Origin of the sequence: Pseudomonas sp. NPDC087598 (assembly GCF_044743525.1) — a bacterium.
Lineage (GTDB): Bacteria > Pseudomonadota > Gammaproteobacteria > Pseudomonadales > Pseudomonadaceae > Aquipseudomonas.
Genome location: NZ_JBIUWQ010000017.1, coordinates 43,647 through 61,677, shown reverse-complemented (window position 1 = coordinate 61,677; position 18,031 = coordinate 43,647). Strand labels below are relative to the sequence as shown.

The 18,031-nt window shown below is 60.7% G+C and carries 20 protein-coding genes; 11 read left to right on the top strand and 9 right to left on the bottom strand.

Annotation, left to right across the window (positions count from 1 at the left end; translation table 11 throughout):
- The first annotated feature begins 122 nt into the window (after nucleotides 1–122).
- The 7 genes from urtE to ureC all read left to right on the top strand — a co-directional run bounded on the left by urtE (nucleotide 123) and on the right by ureC (nucleotide 5,391).
- Nucleotides 123–821 (top strand): urea ABC transporter ATP-binding subunit UrtE, encoded by a 699-nt coding sequence (urtE, locus tag ACIOWE_RS12210; RefSeq protein ID WP_401391386.1) that lies wholly within the window; start codon nucleotides 123–125, stop codon nucleotides 819–821.
- Nucleotides 822–864: 43 nt separating this feature from the next.
- A complete protein-coding gene (locus ACIOWE_RS12205) occupies nucleotides 865–1,704 on the top strand; it encodes an urease accessory protein UreD (protein ID WP_401391384.1) in 840 nt (279 codons plus the stop codon).
- 157 nt (nucleotides 1,705–1,861) lie between these two features.
- Nucleotides 1,862–2,164 carry an urease subunit gamma gene (ureA, locus tag ACIOWE_RS12200; RefSeq protein ID WP_007915951.1) on the top strand — a complete coding sequence of 101 codons (303 nt, stop codon included), beginning with the start codon at nucleotides 1,862–1,864 and terminating at the stop codon, nucleotides 2,162–2,164.
- Nucleotides 2,165–2,173: 9 nt separating this feature from the next.
- Entirely contained in the window at nucleotides 2,174–2,707 is a 534-nt protein-coding gene (locus ACIOWE_RS12195; protein ID WP_401391381.1) for a GNAT family N-acetyltransferase, read from the top strand.
- A gap of 5 nt (nucleotides 2,708–2,712) precedes the next feature.
- A complete protein-coding gene (locus ACIOWE_RS12190; protein WP_201235718.1) occupies nucleotides 2,713–3,246 on the top strand; it encodes a GNAT family N-acetyltransferase in 534 nt (177 codons plus the stop codon).
- Nucleotides 3,246–3,551, top strand: coding sequence for an urease subunit beta (locus ACIOWE_RS12185; protein WP_007915947.1), 306 nt, complete (start codon nucleotides 3,246–3,248; stop codon nucleotides 3,549–3,551). Before ACIOWE_RS12190 ends, ACIOWE_RS12185 begins: the two co-directional genes overlap by 1 nt.
- Nucleotides 3,552–3,690: 139 nt before the next feature.
- Nucleotides 3,691–5,391: an urease subunit alpha gene (gene ureC, locus ACIOWE_RS12180; RefSeq protein WP_401391377.1), complete on the top strand. Its 1,701-nt coding sequence runs from the start codon at nucleotides 3,691–3,693 to the stop codon at nucleotides 5,389–5,391.
- A gap of 169 nt (nucleotides 5,392–5,560) precedes the next feature.
- On the opposite strand, the gene ACIOWE_RS12175 is transcribed toward ureC, so the two are convergent.
- Both ACIOWE_RS12175 and ACIOWE_RS12170 read right to left on the bottom strand, forming a co-directional pair.
- Nucleotides 5,561–5,866: a chaperone modulator CbpM gene (locus ACIOWE_RS12175; protein ID WP_401391374.1), complete on the bottom strand. Its 306-nt coding sequence runs from the start codon at nucleotides 5,864–5,866 to the stop codon at nucleotides 5,561–5,563.
- A 23-nt stretch (nucleotides 5,867–5,889) separates the two neighbouring features.
- The gene (locus ACIOWE_RS12170; protein ID WP_038360467.1) at nucleotides 5,890–6,840 is read right to left on the bottom strand and encodes a DnaJ C-terminal domain-containing protein; all 951 of its coding nucleotides are present in this window, start codon (nucleotides 6,838–6,840) and stop codon (nucleotides 5,890–5,892) included.
- Between the two features lie 292 nt (nucleotides 6,841–7,132).
- Here ACIOWE_RS12170 and ACIOWE_RS12165 point away from each other — a divergent pair, with 292 nt between their 5' ends.
- Nucleotides 7,133–8,407: an Hsp70 family protein gene (locus tag ACIOWE_RS12165; protein WP_401391370.1), complete on the top strand. Its 1,275-nt coding sequence runs from the start codon at nucleotides 7,133–7,135 to the stop codon at nucleotides 8,405–8,407.
- Between the two features lie 142 nt (nucleotides 8,408–8,549).
- Here the strand turns inward: ACIOWE_RS12165 and ACIOWE_RS12160 are convergent, their stop codons facing one another.
- The 3 genes from ACIOWE_RS12160 to ACIOWE_RS12150 all read right to left on the bottom strand — a co-directional run bounded on the left by ACIOWE_RS12160 (nucleotide 8,550) and on the right by ACIOWE_RS12150 (nucleotide 10,930).
- Nucleotides 8,550–9,563, bottom strand: a complete 1,014-nt coding sequence (locus ACIOWE_RS12160; RefSeq protein WP_201230346.1) for an AI-2E family transporter — start codon at nucleotides 9,561–9,563, stop codon at nucleotides 8,550–8,552.
- Between the two features lie 203 nt (nucleotides 9,564–9,766).
- Entirely contained in the window at nucleotides 9,767–10,072 is a 306-nt protein-coding gene (locus tag ACIOWE_RS12155) for a PsiF family protein (protein WP_201235724.1), read from the bottom strand.
- A 63-nt stretch (nucleotides 10,073–10,135) separates the two neighbouring features.
- Nucleotides 10,136–10,930: an AraC family transcriptional regulator gene (locus ACIOWE_RS12150; protein WP_401391366.1), complete on the bottom strand. Its 795-nt coding sequence runs from the start codon at nucleotides 10,928–10,930 to the stop codon at nucleotides 10,136–10,138.
- Nucleotides 10,931–11,026: 96 nt separating this feature from the next.
- On the opposite strand from ACIOWE_RS12150, the gene ACIOWE_RS12145 reads away from it, so the two are divergent.
- Nucleotides 11,027–11,914 carry a DMT family transporter gene (locus tag ACIOWE_RS12145; RefSeq protein ID WP_401391363.1) on the top strand — a complete coding sequence of 296 codons (888 nt, stop codon included), beginning with the start codon at nucleotides 11,027–11,029 and terminating at the stop codon, nucleotides 11,912–11,914.
- Nucleotides 11,915–12,030: 116 nt separating this feature from the next.
- Here the strand turns inward: ACIOWE_RS12145 and ACIOWE_RS12140 are convergent, their stop codons facing one another.
- From ACIOWE_RS12140 to ACIOWE_RS12130, 3 genes are all read right to left on the bottom strand, one after another.
- Complete coding sequence (locus tag ACIOWE_RS12140; protein ID WP_401391360.1) at nucleotides 12,031–12,909, bottom strand: alpha/beta fold hydrolase; 879 nt, start codon at nucleotides 12,907–12,909, stop codon at nucleotides 12,031–12,033.
- 91 nt (nucleotides 12,910–13,000) lie between these two features.
- Nucleotides 13,001–13,306, bottom strand: coding sequence for a multidrug efflux SMR transporter (locus ACIOWE_RS12135; RefSeq protein ID WP_201232146.1), 306 nt, complete (start codon nucleotides 13,304–13,306; stop codon nucleotides 13,001–13,003).
- The gene (locus tag ACIOWE_RS12130; RefSeq protein ID WP_401391357.1) at nucleotides 13,307–13,945 is read right to left on the bottom strand and encodes an FMN-dependent NADH-azoreductase; all 639 of its coding nucleotides are present in this window, start codon (nucleotides 13,943–13,945) and stop codon (nucleotides 13,307–13,309) included. It abuts the gene before it with no gap.
- A gap of 108 nt (nucleotides 13,946–14,053) precedes the next feature.
- Here ACIOWE_RS12130 and ACIOWE_RS12125 point away from each other — a divergent pair, with 108 nt between their 5' ends.
- Nucleotides 14,054–15,004 (top strand): LysR substrate-binding domain-containing protein, encoded by a 951-nt coding sequence (locus ACIOWE_RS12125; RefSeq protein ID WP_401391354.1) that lies wholly within the window; start codon nucleotides 14,054–14,056, stop codon nucleotides 15,002–15,004.
- Nucleotides 15,005–15,103: 99 nt separating this feature from the next.
- Entirely contained in the window at nucleotides 15,104–15,634 is a 531-nt protein-coding gene (locus ACIOWE_RS12120) for a bacterioferritin (RefSeq protein ID WP_201235729.1), read from the top strand.
- A gap of 172 nt (nucleotides 15,635–15,806) precedes the next feature.
- On the opposite strand, the gene ACIOWE_RS12115 is transcribed toward ACIOWE_RS12120, so the two are convergent.
- Complete coding sequence (locus ACIOWE_RS12115; protein WP_401391351.1) at nucleotides 15,807–17,882, bottom strand: AsmA family protein; 2,076 nt, start codon at nucleotides 17,880–17,882, stop codon at nucleotides 15,807–15,809.
- Nucleotides 17,883–18,031: the final 149 nt, after the last annotated feature.

Here is an 18,031-nt window from a genome sequence, read left to right as displayed (position 1 = left end):
CTGTGGGAGCTGGCTTGCCAGCGATGAGGCCGGCACATCCAGCATTGATGCCGACTGATCCTCCGCAATCGCTGGCAAGCCAGCTCCCACAGGGTTCTGTGTGTAACAGAAGGAATTTGGACATGCTGCAAGTCGACAAGCTGCATCAGTATTACGGCGGTAGCCACATCCTGCGCGGCCTCAGCTTTGAGGTGAAGGTCGGCGAAGTCACTTGCCTGCTCGGCCGTAACGGCGTCGGCAAGACCACCCTGCTCAAATGCCTGATGGGGCTGTTGCCGGCCAAGGAAGGTGCGGTGAATTGGGAAGGCAAACCGATCACCACGTTCAAGCCGCATCAGCGCGTGCACGCCGGGATCGCTTACGTGCCGCAGGGCCGGGAGATTTTCGGTCGGCTGACCGTGGAAGAAAATCTGCTGATGGGTTTGTCACGCTTTCCCGGTAGCGAAGCGAAAGAGGTGCCAAGTTTCATCTACGAACTGTTCCCGGTACTGCTACAAATGAAGCAGCGCCGTGGCGGCGATCTGTCCGGAGGTCAACAACAGCAACTGGCGATTGGCCGCGCACTGGCCAGCCGTCCGCGCTTGCTGATCCTCGATGAGCCTACCGAAGGCATTCAACCCTCGGTGATCAAGGAGATCGGCGCGGTGATCAAGCAGCTCGCCGCACGCGGCGACATGGCGATTCTGTTGGTCGAGCAGTTCTACGATTTCGCAGCGGAACTCGCTGATCAGTACCTGGTGATGTCCCGGGGCGAGATCGTGCAGCAGGGGCGCGGTGAAAATATGGAGGCCGAAGGTGTGCGCGGGCTGGTAACGATCTAGTACAACGAACTAATCTGTAGCTTCCTAACGATAATTACAAACCATGAATTCGACTGTTTCACCTGCCCTGTTTACCCCGAGCTGGCACGCCGAGCTGGAACTGGCCTACGCCCGTTTCGGTGATTGCACGCGCCCGGTCATGCGCCGGCACCGCGGCCCGCTGCGGGTGCAGAAGCATCTGTACGCCGAAGGCCCCGAAGTCTGCCAACACATCATCGTCCACCCACCGGGCGGGATTGCCGGCGGCGACCGACTGGACATCAGCGCGCGTGTAGAGCAGGACGCTTGGGCGCAGATCACCGGCCCCGGCGCAGCCAAGTGGTATCGCGCCGCAGGGCCTGCTTATCAGAAACTCGACTTGCGCATCGCTGCCGGCGCGACACTGGAATGGCTGCCGCAAGAGACCATCGTCTACAGCGCCGCCCAGGCCGAACTGAGCACCTCGATTGATCTGGAAGGTGACGCCCGGCTGTTCTACTGGGACGTCGTGGCGCTGGGTCGCCCGGCCAGTGGCGAACGGTTCGACCTCGGGCATTTCCAGACGCATCTGGATATTCGCCGCGACTGTCGATTGCTCTGGCATGAACGCCAGCGCATTGTCGGGAACGACGGTTTGCTTGACTCGCCGATTGGTCTGGATGGTTATCCGGTGTTTGCGACGCTGCTGGTGACTGGTGAAATTGATGCTGAACTGCTGGAGCGCTGCCGCTCGCTGAATCACGAAGTGCGCGGGGATCTGACCCAGTTGCCGGGGTTGCTGGTCGCCCGCTGCCTGGCCAGTGAAGCGCTGTTGGCCCGCGCCTGGTTGATCGACCTGTGGCGCCTGCTGCGCCCGGCCCTGCTCGGCCGCGAGGCTCAGCCACCACGAATCTGGAACACCTGAAATGCATTCCAATGTGGGAGCGAGCCTGCTCGCGAAAGCGTCATGTCAGCCAACAAATTCGCTGAATATGAGTCCGTATTCGCGAGCAGGCTCGCTCCCACAGGGATCTGTGTCAACAGTCCCGACTCTTTTCAATCTGCCCTGATGGAAATCCACAATGGACCTGACCCCACGCGAAAAAGACAAACTGCTGATCTTCACCGCCGGCCTCGTCGCCGAACGGCGCCTGGCCCGTGGCGTGAAGCTCAACTACCCGGAAGCCATGGCCTATATCTCCGCCGCGCTGCTTGAAGGCGCCCGTGACGGCCAGACCGTGGCCGAGCTGATGCACTTCGGCACCACCCTGCTGAGTCGCGAGCAAGTGATGGAAGGCATCCCGGAAATGATCCCGGAGATCCAGGTCGAAGCGACGTTCCCCGACGGCACCAAACTGGTCACCGTCCACCAACCGATCGTCTGAGGCCGCGCCATGACTTACTCCATTCGCGATGCCGTCCACGCCGACCTGCCGGCGATCCGCGACATCTACAACGATGCCGTGCTCAATACCACGGCGATCTGGAACGAGTCTGCCGTCGACCTCGGCAATCGTCAGGCGTGGTTCAGTGCCCGCCAGTCGCAGGCCTATCCGATCCTGGTGATCGTCGACAGCGACAACAGCGTGCTCGGCTACGCTTCCTACGGTGACTGGCGGCCATTCGACGGCTTCCGCCACACCGTCGAGCATTCGGTCTACGTCCGTAGCGATCAGCGCGGCAATGGCCTCGGCCCGCAACTGATGACAGCACTGATCGAACGGGCGAAGACTGGCGGCAAACACGTCATGGTCGCCGCCATCGAAAGCGGCAATGCCGCCTCGATTCGGCTGCATGAACGCGCCGAATTCGTCATCACCGGGCAGATGCCGCAAGTCGGCACCAAATTCGGCCGCTGGCTTGACCTGACCTTCATGCAACTGACCCTCAACCCTGGCGCGGAGCCGCCTGACGCCAACAAGGAGTGACACCGATGAACGCCGCCCAATTGCGCCGCGTCAACGCCGAAAGTTTTGCGCACTATCGTCAGGGCCTGATCGACCTGCTGCTCGACGCAGTGGGATATGGCGCCAGCGTCGGCTTCATGGCCGACCTCGATGCCGCTCAGGCCCGTGCCTATTTCGATGACGTGCAACAGCAAGTGAACAAGGGCAGCGTGTTGCTCTGGGTGGTGGTCAAGGACGAACAGGTACTGGCCAGTGTGCAACTGGGCCTGTGCCAGAAGTCCAACGGCCTCAATCGCGCCGAGGTGCAAAAACTGCTGGTGCGCGAACACGCCCGGCGTCGCGGTCTCGGTCAGCAACTGATGCAGGCGCTGGAGCAGGAGGCCCCCAAACACAAGCGCGGCATGCTCTACCTCGACACCGAAGCAGGCTCGCCTGCCGAAGATTTCTACAAGGCCCTGGGTTACACCCGCGCCGGTGAAATCCCCGACTACGCCTGCGATCCAACTGGCACGTATCGACCGACCGCCCTCTATTACAAGATTCTGCAAGGAGCCCAGTGATGATTCCTGGCGAGTACCAGATCCAGCCCGGCGACATCGAGCTCAACGTCGGCCGCCGCACCGTCAGCCTGAAAGTCGCCAACAGCGGCGACCGGCCGATTCAGGTGGGGTCGCACTATCACTTTTTCGAAACCAACGACGCACTGACCTTTGATCGCGCAGCCAGTCGCGGCATGCGCCTGAACATTCCGGCGGGCACGGCGGTGCGCTTTGAACCGGGACAGAGCCGCGAGGTTGAACTGGTTGATTACGCCGGGCACCGACGGGTGTTCGGCTTTGCCGGGCGAGTGATGGGTGATCTCTAAGTCATCGGGTGACTGCAAGAAAGCCATCGCGAGCAGGCTCACTCCTACATAAGACCTCAATCCCCTGTAGGAGCGAGCCTGCTCGCGAAAGCGAGCTATGCGAGCGGTCTCAAATCCAATTGAATCCCAAGGCAAGCACATGAAAATCTCAAGACAGGCCTACGCCGACATGTTCGGCCCTACCGTCGGCGACAAGGTGCGCCTGGCCGACACCGAACTGTGGATCGAGGTCGAACAAGACTTCACCACCTACGGCGAAGAAGTGAAATTCGGCGGCGGTAAAGTGATCCGCGACGGTCAGGGCCAGAGCCAGTTACTGGCCGCCGAAGTCGTCGACACACTGATCACCAACGCACTGATCATCGACCACTGGGGCATCGTCAAAGCCGACGTCGGTCTCAAGGACGGGCGCATCGCCGCCATCGGCAAGGCCGGTAATCCGGACGTGCAACCCGGCGTGACCATCGCCATCGGCGCCAGCACCGAAGTGATCGCCGGTGAAGGCATGATCCTCACTGCCGGCGGCATCGACACACACATCCACTTCATCTGCCCGCAGCAGATCGAAGAAGCGCTGATGAGCGGCGTCACCACCATGATCGGCGGCGGCACCGGGCCTGCCACCGGCACCAACGCGACGACGTGCACGTCCGGCCCGTGGCATCTGGCGCGCATGCTCCAGGCCGCCGATGCCTTCCCGATGAACATCGGCCTCACCGGCAAGGGCAATGCCAGCCTGCCGGAGCCGTTGATCGAGCAGGTCAAGGCCGGCGCCATTGGCCTCAAGCTCCACGAAGACTGGGGCACCACCCCGGCGAGCATCGACAACTGCCTGAGTGTCGCCGACCAGTACGACGTGCAGGTGGCGATCCACACCGACACTCTCAACGAATCGGGCTTTGTCGAGACCACCCTCGGCGCGTTCAAGGGCCGCACCATCCACACCTATCACACCGAAGGCGCTGGCGGCGGTCATGCGCCGGACATCATCAAGGCCTGTGGTTTCCCCAACGTTTTGCCGAGTTCGACCAACCCGACCCGGCCGTTCACCCGCAACACCATCGACGAACACCTCGACATGCTGATGGTCTGCCATCACCTCGACCCGAGCATCGCCGAAGACGTCGCGTTCGCCGAAAGCCGCATCCGTCGCGAAACGATTGCCGCCGAAGACATCCTTCACGACCTCGGCGCGTTCTCGATGATCAGCTCCGACAGCCAGGCCATGGGCCGCGTCGGCGAAGTCATCACGCGCACCTGGCAGACCGCCGACAAGATGAAAAAACAGCGCGGCCCGCTGCCGCAGGACGGCGAAGGCAACGACAACTTCCGCGCCAAACGCTACATCGCCAAATACACGATCAACCCGGCAATCACCCACGGCATCAGCCACGAAGTCGGTTCGATCGAAGTAGGAAAATGGGCCGATCTGGTGTTGTGGCGCCCGGCGTTTTTCGGCGTCAAACCGACGTTGATTCTCAAGGGCGGCGCCATTGCCGCGAGCCTGATGGGGGATGCCAATGCCTCGATTCCAACGCCGCAGCCGGTGCATTACCGCCCGATGTTCGCCAGCTACGGTGGCTCGCTGCATGCCACCAGCCTGACCTTCATCAGCCAGGCGGCGCAGGAAGCGGGCCTGCCGGAAGCACTGGGGCTGAAGAAGAAAATCGCCGTGGTCAAAGGTTGCCGCGAGGTGCAGAAAACCGACCTGATCCACAACGATTACCTGCCGAATATCGATGTCGATCCGCAGACCTATCAGGTGAAAGCCGATGGCGTGTTGCTGTGGTGTGAGCCGGCAGAGGTGTTGCCGATGGCACAGCGGTACTTTTTGTTCTGACAACAAAAAAGGCCCTTCGGGGCCTTTTTGCATTTCTGTCTGCTATACCGCGTCATCGTTCATCGCGAGCAGGCTCGCTCCCACATAGGGCCTGTGCATTCAGATCAAATGTGGGAGCGAGCCTGCTCGCGAAGAGGCCGGACCAGACAACCGGAAAACACCAGACGGACTACTCAACCACCAGCCGCCCCAATCGCTGGCGCAACATGCGGTTTTCAGCGCGTAACTCACGCACCTCTTCCAGCAAATCCAGCGCCAGGGCGACGCCTTCCCACTCCAGATCCAGATCGCGCCGCAGCTTGGCGGCGCGTTTGGCCAGGGCCAGTTCGTAATCGGTGAAACGCCATTCCCGGGGCTGCTTGCCCTGAGGTTCGAGGATGCCGTGTTCGACGATTTCGATCACGTAGACGTCCGATAAATCGGCTGCCTCACAGAATTCTGCCATGTCCAGTTGAACGATCAGGGGGCTGCTCATGATGGGCTACTCCGTCGTCGGGTTCAGAAGTTCTCTCGCGGATTGAACGCGGCTTTCTTTGCCAGTTCCTGCCACAGCGCCTTGACCTCATCGTCGGACGCTTTTGGCATCACGGCTTTGAGTTGCACGAACAGGTAACCGCGCTCGCCTGCCTTGTTTTTCAGACCATGACCCTTGGCGCGCATGCGCTGGCCATTCTGGCTGCCGGCCGGGACCTTGAGATTGATCTTGCCGGTCAGGGTCGGTACGGCGACTTCAGCGCCCAGCGCCAGCTCCCACGGTGCCAGCGGCAGCGTGATGATCAGGTTCTCGCCCTCAACGTCGAATTTCGGGTGCGGCGCAAAACGAATGGTCAGGTACAGATCGCCATTCGCCCCGCCACCAACGCCCGGCGCGCCCTGGCCTTTGAGGCGGATGCGCTCGCCGTCAGTGACGCCCGCCGGGATTTTCACGTTCAGGCTCTTGCTGGTGTTGCTGACGTGCTGGCCATTGGCGTTGTATTGCGGCACCTGGAAGGTGACTTTCTTCGACTCGTTCGACAGCGTCTCTTCGAGGAAGATTGGCAGTTCCATTTCCACGTCTTGCCCTCGGCGCCCTGCACTGCGTTGTTGCCGACCTTCGCCGCCGCCGAAACCGGGGCCGCGATTGCCGAAGATCGAACTGAAAAAGTCCGAGAAGTCGCCGGTGTCACCACCGCCGCCGCCAAAACCGCCACGGCTCTGCCAGCCCGGTGGACCCTGGAATGGCTGACCGTGCTGGCCGTAGCGGCGCAGTTCGTCGTATTCGGCGCGTTTGTCGGCGCTCTTCAGCGCTTCATAGGCCTCCGAGGCATCCTTGAACTTGGCCTCGGCGTCTTTTTCCTTGCTGACATCGGGGTGGTATTTGCGCGCCAGCTTGCGATAGGCCGCCTTGATCGCCTTGTCGTCAGCCGTCGGCTCCACGCCGAGTATCTTGTAATAGTCTTTGAAGTCCATTGAAGGAATCACCATCCGTTATCGATTTCGCGCCGATGCCAGCATGCGCCAATGTGCGCACGCCAGGTTGACCGATCTCAAGGTTGTGACCGGGTGGCGCAGCAGAAGTTTATCGGCAGTGGACGGCGGTTCTTGCGACCGCCGGTAGTTCTGCCGGCCCATGCCAGCAAGTTTGGGGCAAAGTCCGCGCTTTCAACCCAGTCTAGTCGCGAAATAGCTGATGACCGGCCTTCGAATCTGGCGCGCACTGACATACACTGCGCGGCCGTTTTTTTGACCGGAACCGAAAGACATGAAAGACGCCTCTCCAGCCCGTGCCTGCGGCATCGACTTCGGCACGTCCAACTCCACCGTCGGCTGGCTGCGCCCCGGCGTGGAAACGATGATCGCGCTGGAAGACGACAAGATCACCCTGCCGTCGGTGGTCTTTTTCAACATCGAGGAACGCCGTCCGGTGTACGGTCGCCTGGCGCTGCACGAGTACCTGGAAGGCTACGAAGGCCGCCTGATGCGCTCGCTCAAGAGCCTGCTCGGTTCCAAGCTGATCAAGCACGACACCAGCGTGCTCGGCACGGCGATGCCGTTCAAGGACTTGCTCGGCCTGTTCATCGGCCAGTTGAAGAGCCGCGCCGAAACCGCCGCCGGTCGGGAATTCGAGCAAGTGGTGCTCGGTCGCCCGGTGTTCTTCGTCGACGACGATCCGCTGGCTGACCAGGAAGCCGAAGACACCTTGGTCGATGTGGCGAAGAAAATCGGTTTCAAGGAAGTCTCGTTCCAATACGAACCGATTGCGGCGGCCTTCGACTATGAGTCGACCATCGAAAAGGAAGAACTGGTACTGATCGTCGACATCGGCGGTGGTACGTCCGACTTCTCGCTGGTGCGCCTGTCGCCCGAGCGTCGCATGCACGACAACCGTCACGATGACATCCTCGCCACCGGCGGTGTGCACATCGGCGGGACCGACTTCGACAAGCAACTGAGCCTGCAAGGCTTGATGCCACTGTTCGGCTACGGCAGCCGCATGAAGAGCGGCGCCTACATGCCGACCAGCCACCACATGAACCTGGCGACCTGGCACACCATCAACTCGGTGTACTCGCAGAAATCCAGCCTGGCGCTGGGCAGCATGCGCTACGACATCGAGGACACTGGCGGCATCGATCGCCTGTTCAAGTTGATCGAACAACGCGCCGGGCATTGGCTGGCGATGGAAGTCGAAGAAACCAAGATTCAACTGACCCACGCTGACAGCCGTCATGTGCCGCTGGATCGCATCGAGCCCGGGTTGAGCGTGGAACTGAGTCGAGCGCTGTTTGAATCGGCAATCGATGCACTGCTGGAGCGGGTGCGCGGCAGCGTCACGCAGTTGTTGAACGATGCCGGTGTCGCGGTGGAACAGGTCGATACGGTGTTCTTCACCGGCGGTTCGAGCGGGATTCCGGCGCTGCGTAACAGCGTCTCGGCGATGCTGCCGAATGCGCGGCATGTTGAAGGTAATATCTTCGGCAGCATCGGCAGCGGCCTGGCGATCGAGGCGATGAAACGCTATGGCGCAATGAACTGATCACCAATCCTGTGGCGAGGGAGCTTGCTCCCGCTGGCCTGCGCAGCAGGCCCTTGCTCTTGAGTTGAAAAGCGAGGGCCGCTTCGCGCCCCAGCGGGAGCAAGCTCCCTCGCCACAATAGTTCTCTTGACAGACAGGGAAGCTACACCATCCCGCCCAGCTTCAACTCACTCTTCAGATACGCGTAATAAATCGGCCCCGCCACCACCCCCGGCAGGCCGAACGCGGCCTCGAACACCAGCATCGCCAGCAGCAACTCCCACGACTTGGCACTGATCTGCCCGCCGACAATGCGCGCGTTGAGGAAGTATTCGAGCTTGTGGATAACAATCAGATAGCCCAACGCCGCAACGGCCACCCAGATCGATAGCGAAAGCCCGACGATAGTGATCAGCGTGTTGGAAATCAGATTACCGATCACCGGCAGCAGACCGAGCAGGAAGGTCAGGACGATCAGGGTTTTGGTCAACGGCAGCTTGACCCCGAACATCGGCAGGATCACCGCGAGGAAGATTCCGGTGAAGAAGGTGTTGAGCAGGGCAATCTTGATTTGCGCGAAAACGATATTGCGAAACGCTTGAACCAGCAGGTGCAGACGGTCGAACAGCGCCGCCGCCAGCGGTTTGCGCTTGGTCACGTCCGGCACGCGCTGCAGGGCGATGATCGCACCGAGCACCATGCCGATCAGCAGCGTCACGAACATGTGCGCCGCGTCCTTGCCGACCAGTTGCAACTCGGAGAGATGCTTGCTCAGCCATTCGCCGATTGCTACACGAAACTCACCAGCGCTGGCCGGCAGATAGGCGTCGATGAACGGCGGCAACTGACCGCGCGCGCGATCGACCACGCCCATGAATTTGTCGAGAGAAGCCCCAGGATTTTCCGCCTCGTGCAGGAGGAAACTGATCGCCCCGGCAAAGATCAGCGCCAGCACACTGACCACCAGCGTGCCCAGCAACGCCACCGCCAGCCAACGCGCGCGACGCCCTTCGATCAGCCGTTGCAGTTGTGGGGTGAGCATGTTGACCAGCTCGAATACCAACAACCCGGCCAACAGACTGGGCAACAAGCGCAACGGCAGCACCAGCAGCAAACCGCCGAAAATGATGATGCAACTGACCCAGAACACTACATGACGCTCAGAAAACGTTGGCATACAGCCTCAAAACGAACGGCGTAAAAGGATTGGCAGTCTGCCAGCGATCCGGGGTGAGCACTAGAAATATGCGGGGGCGAAGAGTGTTGGTGCACTCAATGGCCCCATCGCGAGCAGGCTCGCTCCCACAGGGGTACGCATTTCAATGTGGGAGCGAGCCTGCTCGCGAAAAGGCCGGCCCGTTCACCACAGATCCCCGCTGATTACTTTTTCTTCAGGCAATCACTCATGAACGCCTTGCGCGCATCACCGGTCAGCGCTTTGGTTTTCGCATCGGCGTTGCAGGTGGTCATTTTCTGCTGCTGCGGGGTCAGGGTCTTGGCATCGTTGGCCGCTGGCGCCGCTTTCAGGCAGGTGCTCATGAAGGTTTTGCGCTCATCGCCCTTGAGGCTCTTGGCGGTCGCATCAGCATTGCAGGTGGTCATTTTGTTCTGTTGCGCCGTGGCGGCGAAACCCTGAGAACACAGGAGCAAACCAATCATCAACAAAGGGACACGCAACATCTTCATGGAGTTTTCTCCTTGTCGCCGCATCGATGGAAGCGGCCTCTGCAGGAGTGTAGCCAAGTCTTGTTACATCTTCCTGCCTTCGAGGTGGCTGCGGCGGTACTGCTCCGGCGTGCATCCGGCCTGACGGGCAAACATGGCGATAAACGCCGAGCCGCTGCTGTAGCCAAGGTCGAAAGCGATTTCCTGCACGCTGCGTGAAGTTTCCAGCGCCTCGATCGCGGCGAGATAACGCAGACGCTGGCGCCACTCGCCGAAACTCATCCCCAACTCCCGCACGAATTGCCGTGCCAGCGTGCGCTCACTGACGTGCACCTGCATCGCCCAATGTGCCAGCGGTTGATTATTGCCAGGCTCGGCCTGCAAGGTTTCGAGGATCTTCAGCAGACCGGGGCTGTTCGCGTAGGGCAGATAACACTCATGCACCGGCGCCTGCTGCAGTTGGTCGACTAACACTTGGGCCAGACGTTGATCGGCATCAAGTTCGGGGATTTTCACGTCGCGGGCGGCGAAGTCCTTGAGAATTGCCTTGAGGATGTCACTGATCGCCAGCGTACAGGCTCGATCCGGCAACTCGGTGCAGACCTTCGGATCAAGACACACCGCCCGATAGTTGACTGGTTGATGGCTGTAGAAACTGTGCTCGACCTGCGGCGGCACCCACACCGCATATTGCGGCGGCGACATGAAGCGGCTGCCATCGACGTCCATGTGCAGCACACCGTGGGCGGCGTACTCCAGCGTGCCCCACGGATGACGGTGCGGTGCCGCAAATTCGTGGGCGTTGAAATCGGCGTAACGGAAATACACCGCCGACGGCAGTTCGCTGAAATCCAGCAGATCGATGTGTTTACTGTTCATGCTGTCCGGTTTCAGAGGCAGGTTGTCCGGTTCGAAGTATAGGCCTGCATCCAGACAAGGGATAATCACGCTTCTTCAACGTACTGGTTTCAACGCATGCAATACGCTTTTCCCCTGCTGGCGATTTTTATCTGGGCCGGCAACACCGTGATCAACAAACTCGCGGTCGGTGCGATTTTCCCCGCCGAGATCGGTTTCTACCGCTGGCTGCTCGCCGGTTTGCTGTTCACCCCCTTCATGCTTAAAGCGGTGATTGCGCACTGGCCGCAGATTCGCCCGAACCTCGGCAAGATTTTCATCCTCGGCGTACTCGGCATGGCGGTCTATCAAAGCCTCGCCTACTTCGCCGCGACCCTGACCACCGCGACCAACATGGGCATCATCCTTTCGTTGATGCCGTTGATGTCGCTGGCCATGGCGATCATCAGCCTCGGTCAGCGCCTGACCGCTGGCGCCTTGTTTGGCGCGGTGCTGTCGTTTGCCGGCGTGCTGGTGGTGGTGTCGTCCGGCAGCCTCAGTGCGTTGCTGCAACACGGCGTGAACATGGGTGACGCGATGATGCTGATCGCGACCCTGGCCTACGCGATCTACAGCACCTTGCTGAAAAAATGGCAGCTGCGCTTACCTCCGCTGGTATTGCTGTATTTGCAGGTGTTGGTGGCGATTGTGGTGTTGTTTCCGCTCTACGCCACCTCACCGAAAACCGGTCTGACACTGCAGAATATTCCGCTGGTGCTTTACGCGTGTCTGCTGGCCTCGATGCTCGCGCCGCTGGCGTGGATGCAGGCGGTACAGCGCCTGGGGCCGAGCCGGACGACGCTGTTCTTCAATCTGCTGCCGTTGATAACGGCACTGATTGCGGCGGTGGTGCTTAAGGAACAATTGGCGATGTATCACCTGGTCGGTGGCTTGCTGACCTTGGGCGGGGTGATTCTTTCCGAGCGCTGGACCACCGTGTTGGGCCGCAAGTTAAGCGTAGCCTGACCCAGTCCTGTGGCGAGGGAGCTTGCTCCCGCTGGGGCGCGAAGCGGCCCTGTTTTTAAAAGCCGGGGCCTGCTGCGCAGTCCAGCGGGAGCAAGCTCCCTCGCCACAAAAGCCAACTACAGCCCGGCTGCTTTGAGTCGGGCGGCATGCTCGACAAACAGCCGCACCGGATCAGCCCCCTTGCCGACCAGCCCCAACGACTGGTTAACAATGTCGAAATGATCCAGCGGATAGTCATCGCCAATCACCGTGCCCAGATGCGAGCTGTAGCGCCCGACCATTCCGTCGCACTGCCCCGGCTCCCGCTCAAAGGTTTTCGCGAACAAGCGACAGCTGCGATTAGTCCCGTCAAACAGGTTGCCGCCACGATCGGTCTTGCCCGGTTGCAACGTTCCCGACCATGAGTAATAACGTACGCCGTTGACCTCCTCCGGCCCGTGCCCGCCCCAGGTTTGCGGCAAGCCCTGTGGATAACGCTGATTGAACAGCGCCACGCCCTCAGTGGTCAGCGACTGGTGCGAGGCGTGGATATCCACCGGCAGTTTCGGCCCGTGATAACCCGTCTCCAGCATAGCCATCAGCCAGCCGACAAAGCGCAGCAGCGCCTCAAGGAGACGTCCTCTGGCGCTGTCCGCCGGGTAGTGCTTTTGCAGGTAGTCGGCCAGTTCCGAACCGTGGTTGGGGCCGGCCACCGAGGTCACCGACGCCACCAGATCCGGGCGTTTCGCCGCCGCATAACGCGCGGTCAATGAGCCTTGGCTGTGGCCTAACAGGTTGACCTTGCTCGCCCCGGTTTCAGCCAGAATCTCGTTGATTCGGTCAAGCAGTTGCTCGCCACGCACCTCGGTCGAATGGAGCGGCGAAACCTGCACGGCAATCACCGTCGCGCCGCCACGACGCAGGGCCTTGATGATCCCGTACCAGTACGGATACAGGAACAGCCGGATAAACCCGAGCATGCCAGGCACCAGCACCAGTGGATAACGCGTCGACATGGGCAGACATCCTTGTGATCAGTGATTGGCTGCAAGGCTTGCAAAACGCCCGCCAAGCATCCTTGCTGATGATGACAACTCGATGAGCAGCCTACTTCAGCCCCACCACTCCCGCCACAATCAGGCCGACCGACAGCAGTTTGACCAGCGTCAGACTCTCGCCAAGCAGGGCAAAGCCGAGAAACACCGTGCCCAGCGAGCCGATGGCGGTCCAGATCGGATAAGCGATGCTCACTGGCAAATCACGCATGGCCAGGGTCAGGAACCATATCCCGCCGACTGCCGCGATCACGGTGATCAGCGAAGGCCACGGCCGAGTGAAGCCTTCGGCGTATTTCATGCCCATCGCAAAAGTCACCTCGAACCCCGCAGCGATCAGCAGGAACAACCAGGCCACCTAGAACTCCCGGGCGAGATCGAGCAAGCGCTGCTCGGCCTCGGCCACCGACACCGCAAAGGTGCGCTCGGCAGACTCTTCGCCCTCGGCCGCGACCACCGTAACGTCATTGATGCCGACGAAGCCCAGCGCGGTGCGCATCCATGGATCGGCATGGTTCAGCGCTTCCAGCTCACCACCCGGACCGAAACCGAAGCCGCCGCGACTGGTGACGATCAAGGCTTTCTTGCCCTGCAACAGCGGCGTGTACTGGGCGATACCATTGTCCAGCGTGTGATCGAAGGTCAGGCCCAGCCGCACGATCTGATCGACCCAGGCCTTGAGGCCGCTGGGCAGGCTGAAGTTGTACATCGGCGTGGAAATCAGCAGCAGGTCGTTGTCGAGCAATTCGTTGACCAGTTGATCGCTGAGCGCCAGATCGGCTTGCATCGACAGCGACCGGGCTTCGGGCTCCGAGTGAAACGCCGCCGCTACGAACGCCTCGTTGACCGCCGGGATCAACGCCCGCCCGACTTCACGGCGGGTGACTTGTGCCTGCGGATGGCGCGCCTGCCAGGCACTGAGAAAACTTTCCGCGAGGCGCCGTGAGTGCGAACGGTCACCGCGTGGGCTGGCATGGATCACAAGAATCTTGCTCATCTGAAACTCCTTGGGACTAGACTTGGGTTGCTGTGTGGCTGCAGATTGCAGCGCACCCTCCTCCGTCTCAAATGAGCAAAAATCAGTCGGGATGAGTTGATTTCATCCATGGAGTTTTCAATGTTTGCCTCGCTGCCGTTGACCGCCCTGCGCGCGTTCGAATCCGCCTCGCGCCTGCTGAGTTTCAAGGCTGCCGCCGAAGAACTCGCGGTGACGCCGACGGCGATCTCCCATCAGATCCGTGCGCTGGAGGACTGGCTCGGTGTCGCGCTGTTCGAACGTCTGCCGCGTCAGGTGCGCCTGACCGAGGGTGGCGAACGCTTGTTCCACAGCCTGCATGGCGCCTTTCTCGAAGTGGCGCAAAGCGTCGACACCCTGCGCCCGCAACGCAGTGCCAGCAGCCTGACCCTATCGACCACCGCCGCGTTCGCCGCACTGTGGCTGGTGCCGCGCCTCGGCCGCTTCTATGCGAAACACCCGAACATCAATGTGCGTCTGGATACCCATTGCGAAGTCATCGATCTGCATCAGGACGCCAGCGTTGATCTGGTGCTGCGCTACAGCCTCGACGACTACCCGAACCTGTATGGCTTGTGCCTGTTCGATGAATCCTTCGGCGTCTACGGCTCGCCCGAGCAAGTGGCGCTGGCCGCACGGCGCACGCCGGCACTGATCAGTGTGCGCTGGCACAACTCGAAGCTATATGCCCACGGCTGGGAAGCCTGGTGCGCCAAGTCCGGGGAAAACTGGCTGCACCAGCAACCGGCCGTCCGCGAATACGACGAAGAGCATTACGCGCTGCAAGCGGCGATCGCCGGGCAAGGGCTGGTGTTGGCGAGCAATATTCTGGTGTCGGAGAGCGTCGCCAACGGTTTGTTGCTGCCGTACAAGGGTGATGTGCAGGTCGATGGCGCGGGCTATAGCGCGTTGTGTGTGCCCGGGCGGGAGCGGCATCCGCCAGTGCGCGCTTTTTTTGCGTGGTTGCAGGAGGAGGCGGTTTTGTCGGGGCTGGCGCCAAGATCGCTGCCTTCGGCAGTTCCAGCAAAGATAGGGGCGTAAATCGATAAAACTTTTTGCAGCGCGCGAGACTCACAACCTGGGTAGGCGATTACGTCCGTAGAACGTGACGCCAATCGGATTAGCCTCCAGGAGACTGAAATGAGCGACCTGCATTTGTCTGATGTTCAAACCCTGCGCGAGCGCGCACGGCAACACGTGGAAAACGGCGCGGTGACCGAGAGCTACAGCGCCAACCGTGAAGAGGTGCTGCGCTTGCTCAATGAATCGCTGGCCACTGAATTGGTCTGCGTGTTGCGCTACAAGCGTCACTACTTCATGGCCAACGGCCTGAAAGCCAACGTCGCCGCCGACGAATTTCTCGAACACGCGACCCAGGAAGCCGAGCACGCCGACCGTCTGGCCGAGCGCATCGTGCAATTGGGCGGCGAACCGGAGTTCAACCCTGACCTGCTGTCGAAAATGTCCCACGCGCAATATGTCGCCGGGAACAGCTTGAAGGAAATGGTCTACGAAGACCTCGTGGCCGAGCGGATCGCCATCGACAGCTACCGCGAGATCATTCAGTACATCGGCGAAAAGGACCCGACCACCCGGCGCATCTTCGAAGACATCCTCGCGCAGGAAGAAGAGCATGCCGATGACATGGCCGACATCCTGAAAGACCTGTAATTCTTTCAATATCCCCTTCGCGAGCAGGCTCGCTCCCACATTTGAGATGCATTCCAAATGTGGGAGCGAGCCTGCTCGCGAAGAGGCCTGTCAGAAGCAAAAGATCGCAGCCTGCGGCAGCTCCTTTAATCCCTGTAGGAGCTGCCGCAGGCTGCGATCTTTTGATCTGGCTTTACTTGGTGGGTTTGACAGTGACCGGTGCCTTGCCCGCCTTCATCTGCTCCAGCAACGGCGCACACTGATTCGGCTCGCCACCGCTTGGCGCGACCAGCGCCAGCAACCCTGCCGCCGGTGCCGCAATCACACCCAGCGCAACCATCCCGGCCCCACGCAGCAGCAACGGCACAGCCTTGACCCCGGCATCGGGCTTGATGAATTTGCCACGCACGTACAAAGGCGAGCGCAACGAAATCAAACGCCAGCCCTTGGATTCCGGCGTCACCGTCAGATCGAGCTGCTCAGTGGCCATATTCGCCGTGCCATCGATGTAGATGATCGCGTTCTCGGTATCGAAGACGAACAGCCGCGTAGTCGCAAGGCCCGTCTTGATGTCGAAGTCGGCCGCCGCACAGTTGATCTTCACTTCCTTGTCGCCAAAGATCTTGCCAACCACGTAATTGCCGACGTTGAGCCCGGCCAGCTCCATCAACTCTCGGCTGATCGCACCGTCGTTGATCAGCATCTTCAGATTGCCGTTGGCACCACCCAGCAACTTCGCCACCGAGTTACCGCGACCACTGATATCGGCATCGCCATTGAGTTCGCCGAAACTGGTTTTCATCGGTTCGAAGGTCGGGAACAGCTGCTTGAGCTTGAACCCGCGCGCGGTCAGTTTGGCGCGGCCTTCCAGCGGTTCGGTGCGGCCGTTGAGGCGGATCTGTGCATCGAGATTGCCGCCAGCCACACCGAAGCGCAGCGGTTCAAGGCTGAGCTCGCCATCATTGAGTTTCAGATGGGTATAGAGGTCAGTGAAGGGCAGCTTTTCACTGTGGACGATGCGTTTGCCGGTGAACTCGACGTCGGCGTCCATTGCGCGCCAGCGGTCGGTCTTGAACTCCTCCACTGGCAGCACTTTGTCCGTCGGTTGCTTGCTCTCACCACCACGGGCCTTTTGTTTGTCGTTGGAGTCGGCGCCAATCAGCGGCGCGAGGTCGGCGAACAGCAACTGATTGGACAGCAGCGCCCCGCTGAGTTTGGGCCTTGGCTGACTGGCGACATAGTTGAGGTCGCCATGAATGTCGCTGCCGCCGATCTTGCCGTTGAATTTCTCATAAGTGAAATTCGCCCCAGCGGCGTCATGCAACCTGGCGATCAAGTGGCCGTCGGTGGAGTACGGCGGCGTGTCCGGCAGGGTCACGCCGGTCAGCGGATAGAGATTGCCGAGGCTCGCGCCGGCCAGTTTCAGACGCAGGTCGAGGGCGCCGAGTTTGAGCGGATCGGTCAGGGTGCCGGCGAGTTCGATGCTGGTGTCGCCGATCTTCGCCTGCGCCTGTAGCGGGAAAGGTTTGCTCGCGTCCTGCAAGGCGAGCAGCCCGCCGAGCTTGCCCTGGCCGGTGAGATTCTGACCGTGATACTGACCTTTTACTTTCACCGCAAAGGCATAGTCCTGCGGTGCGGCGCCTTTGTCCTGCGCGGTTTTCGCCGCTTTGTCACCAACGATTTCGCTGAATGGAATCGGCTTGCCCAGCGGATCGATCAATACATCCAGATTGGTCTTGAGGGTCTGGTCATCAAGCGTGACATGGCCCTTGTCGAACTTGATCGCGCCGATATCGACGACCCAGCTCGACGGTTCAGCATTCGGATCCTTGGGATCGAACTTGAACGTCCAGTTCGCACGGCCATCGGCCAGACGCTGCAACTCGGCGTTGGGTTCGGTCAGGTCGATACGCGGAATGACTACGCGCTGCGCCAACAGCGCCAGCGGCGAAATGCGCAGTTCAACGCGCTTGAGCGTGACCATCTGCGGCTTTTTCGACCAGTCCGGATTACCCAGGCTCAAATCCTCGGCGACCACGTGCGGCCACGGCACCCAGGCACGCCAGCCGCCCTCGTCCGGTTCGCGCTGCCAGATCACCGCGAGGTTGCCGTTGATGGCAAACGGTCGATGCAGTTCTTCCGAGACTTTGGCGTTGAGCGGCGGTTTGATCCGGTTCCAGTCGAAGAACACGATGATCAGCACCAGTACGGCCAGGAGCAGTACGAGGATGGCGAAGGTCCAGCTGAAGATTTTTCCAGTGCGCGTCATGCACAAAGCTCCTGATCACGACCGCACGCCGACATCGTGGCGCACAGCTGAAACGGCGGGCCAAAGCGGCCCCTATGAAGTCTGTGACTGGCAAATGGCTCGCAGGTTTAACTGAAAGACCGATTCCAGCGAAAAAAGCCGAGCGAAAT